This is a genomic window from Vicinamibacteria bacterium, from assembly GCA_035620555.1.
Taxonomy (GTDB): domain Bacteria; phylum Acidobacteriota; class Vicinamibacteria; order Marinacidobacterales; family SMYC01; genus DASPGQ01.
In genome coordinates this window covers 1-4,651 of record DASPGQ010000246.1, presented here as the reverse complement: position 1 = coordinate 4,651, position 4,651 = coordinate 1, and the positions used below count along the sequence as shown (strand labels likewise).

Genomic DNA, 4,651 nt, shown 5'->3' with positions numbered 1-4,651 from the left:
ATGACCTCGGCGGTGAGCAAACAACTCCTTCCGATCTACGACAAGCCGATGATCTATTTCCCCCTGAGCACCCTGATGCTCGCGGGAATCCGGGACATACTCGTAATCACCACGCCGCACGACCGACCGCTGTTCGAAGTGCTTCTCCGCGACGGAAGCCACCTCGGACTGAGACTATCCTACGCGGTACAGCCGCGCCCCGAAGGATTGGCTCAGGCTTTTCTAATCGGCGAGGACTTCATCAACGGTGAAGGTTGCGCCCTCGTCCTCGGAGACAATCTCTTCTACGGACACGAGCTCACCAGCCATTTGAGACGTGCCGCCGAGCGGGACGAAGGGGCGACGATCTTCGCCTACTGGGTCCGAAATCCGGAAAGATACGGAGTGGTGAGCTTCGGGCGCAACGGGGAAGCGGTCGACCTCGTCGAGAAACCGGAAAGGCCCGCGTCCCATTATGCGGTGACCGGCCTCTATTTTTACGACCATCGCGTCGTGGAACAGGCCAAGCGCTTGAAGCCTTCGGCGAGGGGTGAGCTCGAGATCACCGACTTGAATCGCCTCTATCTCGAACAGAGCGCCCTGCATGTGGAGAAGCTCGGGCGGGGCTTTGCCTGGCTCGATACCGGCACTCACGATGCCCTCCTACAGGCGGCGATGTTCATCGAGTCGGTCGAACAGAGGCAGGGTCTGAAGATCTGCTGCCCCGAGGAGATCGCCTTTCGTATGGGATTCATCGACGCCGAGGCGCTCGAGCGGCTCGCGGCGGAGAACTCGGCGAGCGAATACGGCCGATACTTGTCGTCGCTGCTCCAGGAGGGCTGAGGCCGTGTCGGTGAGAGTTCTCGAGACCCCGATTCGTGGCCTCTACGTGGTGGAGCCGGTTCGTCGCGGCGATGGGCGAGGATATCTCGTCGAGACCTACAAGTTGGGGCCGTACAGCGACGCGGGCGTCGTCGGATCGTTCGTTCAAGACAACCTTTCGCATTCGACGAAGGGCGTGCTTCGCGGTCTCCATTTCCAGAAGGGACAGGCCAAGCTCGTAACGGTGGTGCGAGGCGAGATCTTCGATGTCGCGGTCGACATCCGTCCTGGCTCGTCCAGCTTCGGACGATACTTCGGAACGATCCTCAGCGGCGAGAACCACCGCCAGCTGTTCATGCCCGTGGGATTCGCCCATGGTTTTTGCGTGGTCTCTGAATTCGCCGACGTCTGGTACAAGATGACCGACATCTACCGCCCCGAGGAGGAAGGGGGAATTCGGTGGGACGATCCGGACATCGGCGTCGATTGGCCCATCTCCAACCCCCTGGTGTCCGAGCGGGATCGTAAGCATCCTCATCTGAAAGAGATCTCGGCTCTCGACCTTGCGGTCGAGCCGTGAGCCGCCGTGGGCGGGACGCCTCTCCCACTCGCTCCGGGCTCATCTCGGTTGGGCTTCGGCGCCATGGGGCTCTCGAGGGCCGGAATCGACGAAGCCGACGCGGTCGATCTACTGCACCGAGCGCTGGACTCCGGGATCCGCTTCATTGACAGCGCTGACGTCTACGCGCCCTCGGCCTCGGAGATAGGCCACAACGAGCGTTTGATCGCCAAAGCTCTTGCGAGCTGGGGTGGCGATCGCGCCCGGGTCATCGTCGCCACCAAAGGCGGACTCCGCCGGGGTGTCAAAGGCTGGTTTCCCGACGGGCGCGCCCGGCACTTGAGACGAGCCTGCGAGGCCAGCCTGACGGCGCTCGGCGTCGAGGCGATCGATCTCTACCAGCTCCACGCCATCGATTCGAAGTCGAAGACCACCACGTTTCGGACTCTCGAGGCATTGCTCCGGGAAGGCAAAGTGCGAAGGCTCGGCTTGTGCAACGTGTCGCTCGAGGAGCTCGAGGAAGCTCGGCGCCACTTCCCCGTCACCACCGTGCAGGTTTCGCTCAGTCCCATCGATCTGGCCCCGTTGAAGAACGGCGTCGCTTCGTTTTGCCAACGCCACGGGATCGATTTGATTGCCCACAGCCCCCTCGGCGGATACCGCAACCGTCGTCGAATCGAGTGTGAGCCCGTGCTCGCGAACATGGCGCGTCGTCGGGGGGCTTCCTGCGCCGAGATCGCGCTCGCCTGGCTGCTTTCGATGGAGGGCGTGATCCCGATTCCCGGGGCGACGAAGCTCGCTAGCCTGGAATCCAGCTTGCGCGCCCGCGAGCTGGTATTGACCGGGGAAGAAAGAGACGATCTCTTCCGGGCTTATTCCGTTTCGCCCGAGGCCGCCTCGCCCGCGACCGCGACCGATGGAGAGGTCGTGCTGTTCGTGGGTTACCCGGGCGCGGGCAAGACGACCGCCGCAAGAGCCTGGGAGGAGCGCGGCTACAGTCGACTCAACCGGGACGAAAGAGGCGGGACGCTCCGGGACCTCATCAAAGAGCTCGACGATCGACTCGGACGGGGAGAACGAAAGCTCGTACTCGACAATACCTATCCCCGGCGCGCCTCGCGCTACGACGTGATCCAGGCGGCCCGGCGACACGGAGTCGCCGTACGTTGCCTATGGTTGCGAACCTCCCTTCAGCAAGCGCAGCTCAACGCGGCGACGCGAATCGTCCAGCGTTACGGGCGGCTCCTCGAGCCCGAGGAGTTGAGGAAGCTGTCCCGGGCAGACCCGAATGCCTTCGCCCCCAGCGCGCAGTTCCGTTATCGGCGGGAGCTCGAGCCACCGAGACCGGAGGAAGGATTCGTCGAGATCGAGGAGCTCGACTTCGAGCGTGACCCGCCGCCGGCACGTTCGGGACGAGCCGTGTTCTTCGAGCCCCGCGAGGAGGGGATTCGTCCGAAGCTCGACCGATATGAGGGAGCGGGCTTCCGGCTTCTCGGCGTTTCGTTCCAGCCCGGGAGACGCGATCGGACCTATGTCGATTCAGGCGTGGAAGTCCACCTGTGCAACCATCCTCCACCAATCTCCTGCTGGTGCCGCAAGCCTCTCCCCGGATTGGGCGTGGTCCTCATCGAAAAGTACGGACTGGCTCCCGAGAAGTGTCTCGTGGTCGTGAGCTCTCCCGCGGACAAAGGTTTCGCCGAGCGGCTGGGAATTCCCGCGCTCGCTGCCTCAGAGCTCGAACCGTAGGCGCTCCGTCCCTTGCTGGCGTGGCGGGCTCGAAACGGACGCAAACCGGAACGCGCACAATGCCTGGAGCGTTATGGTAGATTGCCCCTCGATGAGTGGCGAGCCGACGGTATTCGATAAGATTATTCGAGGCGAGATCCCGAGCCACAAAATCTACGAGGACGAGCTCGTTTACGCTTTTCTCGACATCGCACCTCTGTCCCGCGGACACACGCTCGTCGTGCCGAAGGAGTCGAAAGCCTTTTTTCACGAATTGAGCGACGACACGGCCGCGGCCCTGGGCCGCGCGCTTCCCCGGATTTGTCGCGCGCTCCTGAAGGCCACGGGCGCGACTGCCTACAACATCCTGCAGAACAACGGAAGTGCCGCTCATCAGGCGGTCTTCCACGTCCACCTTCACATCATTCCCCGCTACGAGAAGGAAGGCCTGGGGATCGGGTGGTATCCCGGCAGCCTCGAGGAGGCTGCCGCCAAGGAGCTGGTCCGCTCCATCACTCGGGCTTTCGAGGAGAAGGGTTCAGGCTGAGCCCATTCACTCGCATCCACCCAGCGTCTTCAGGGTCATCTGGGATCGGAATCCCGTGCGGGAGTTGGACGTATTGACGGTGACGAACAGGGCGTCGAGCTCCCAAAGCTTGGGGATGGAGCGCACACCGGTCGTGCTGTAGAAGCGGCTCCAGGGAAGGGTGATGCGGTTGACGACGCCAGGCTTCAATTTGAACGAGGCGTAGTGACCGCGCTCGCCCGCCCGGAGCTCGAGCCAGTAGCGCATGGCGTCGCCCGACTCCGCCTCCAGATAGATCGCCTTGAAGCGGGACAAATCGATTCGACGTCGTAGAGCGAGCGCGACCCAGCGGTCGATCTTTTTAGGAGTCGCCCGGGACAGCTCGTAGTCCAGCTCCAGCTCACCCGATTCTCGGCTCGTGAGGGAACCCGTGGACTCGTCGTCCTTTTCGAGCGTGACGTCTTCGAGAGGCAAGGGCGTGAAAGAGGTGCACGAGCTTTCGTGAGCCCGTGCGGGGGAGAACTCGACCCCCACGAATAACGGGTTCGACAGGATCCAGGGCACTTCGGGAGAGAGCAGCGGATGTTCCGGCAAGTACACCTCCGCTCGATAGACTCCGGGTGTTTTAGCGTCCATGGCCAGCTCGGCCGACTCAGCCGATGCCACGACGATGCCGTTGCGTTTGAGATCGATCCGGGGTGACAGGGAAGCCGTCTGGACCACGACACGAATCCTGTCGCCGTCTCGAGTGATCTCGAACTTCTGCGGTTCTCCCGCAGCGCGAACGAGAGAAAAAAACTCACCACGTCGGATTGCCTCTTCGGGTGAGTCACGGTGGGCAGGGCTGATCCCGAGCCCGGCGTAGGTGAACGCCGTCTCGTACGATGGAAGGGGCACCGTCGTCTCATCCGTGATGGCGAAGCCGCCGTGGGCGTTCGCGGCGTAGAAGCCGACCACGGGCCCGCGGGTGAGGAGCTCGTCCCATCGACGAAGTGCATACGACGGGGAAGTGAAGGCCTCGATGTAATAGTATCGGTTGA

General features: G+C 62.9%; 5 protein-coding genes. 4 read left to right on the top strand and 1 reads right to left on the bottom strand.

Features of this window, described 5'->3' with window-relative positions:
* The 4 genes from rfbA to VEK15_10455 all read left to right on the top strand — a co-directional run.
* On the top strand, positions 1-822 hold an 822-nt coding region (gene rfbA / locus VEK15_10470; GenBank protein HXV61108.1), incomplete at its 5' end, for a glucose-1-phosphate thymidylyltransferase RfbA.
* Between the two features lie 4 nt (positions 823-826).
* A complete protein-coding gene (gene rfbC / locus VEK15_10465; GenBank protein HXV61107.1) occupies positions 827-1,381 on the top strand; it encodes a dTDP-4-dehydrorhamnose 3,5-epimerase in 555 nt (184 codons plus the stop codon).
* Between the two features lie 6 nt (positions 1,382-1,387).
* Positions 1,388-3,106 carry an aldo/keto reductase gene (locus VEK15_10460; GenBank protein ID HXV61106.1) on the top strand — a complete coding sequence of 573 codons (1,719 nt, stop codon included), beginning with the start codon at positions 1,388-1,390 and terminating at the stop codon, positions 3,104-3,106.
* Between the two features lie 91 nt (positions 3,107-3,197).
* Entirely contained in the window at positions 3,198-3,632 is a 435-nt protein-coding gene (locus tag VEK15_10455; GenBank protein HXV61105.1) for an HIT family protein, read from the top strand.
* A 6-nt stretch (positions 3,633-3,638) separates the two neighbouring features.
* Here the strand turns inward: VEK15_10455 and VEK15_10450 are convergent.
* Positions 3,639-4,651: hypothetical protein (locus VEK15_10450; GenBank protein ID HXV61104.1), on the bottom strand; the 1,013-nt coding region annotated here is incomplete at its 5' end.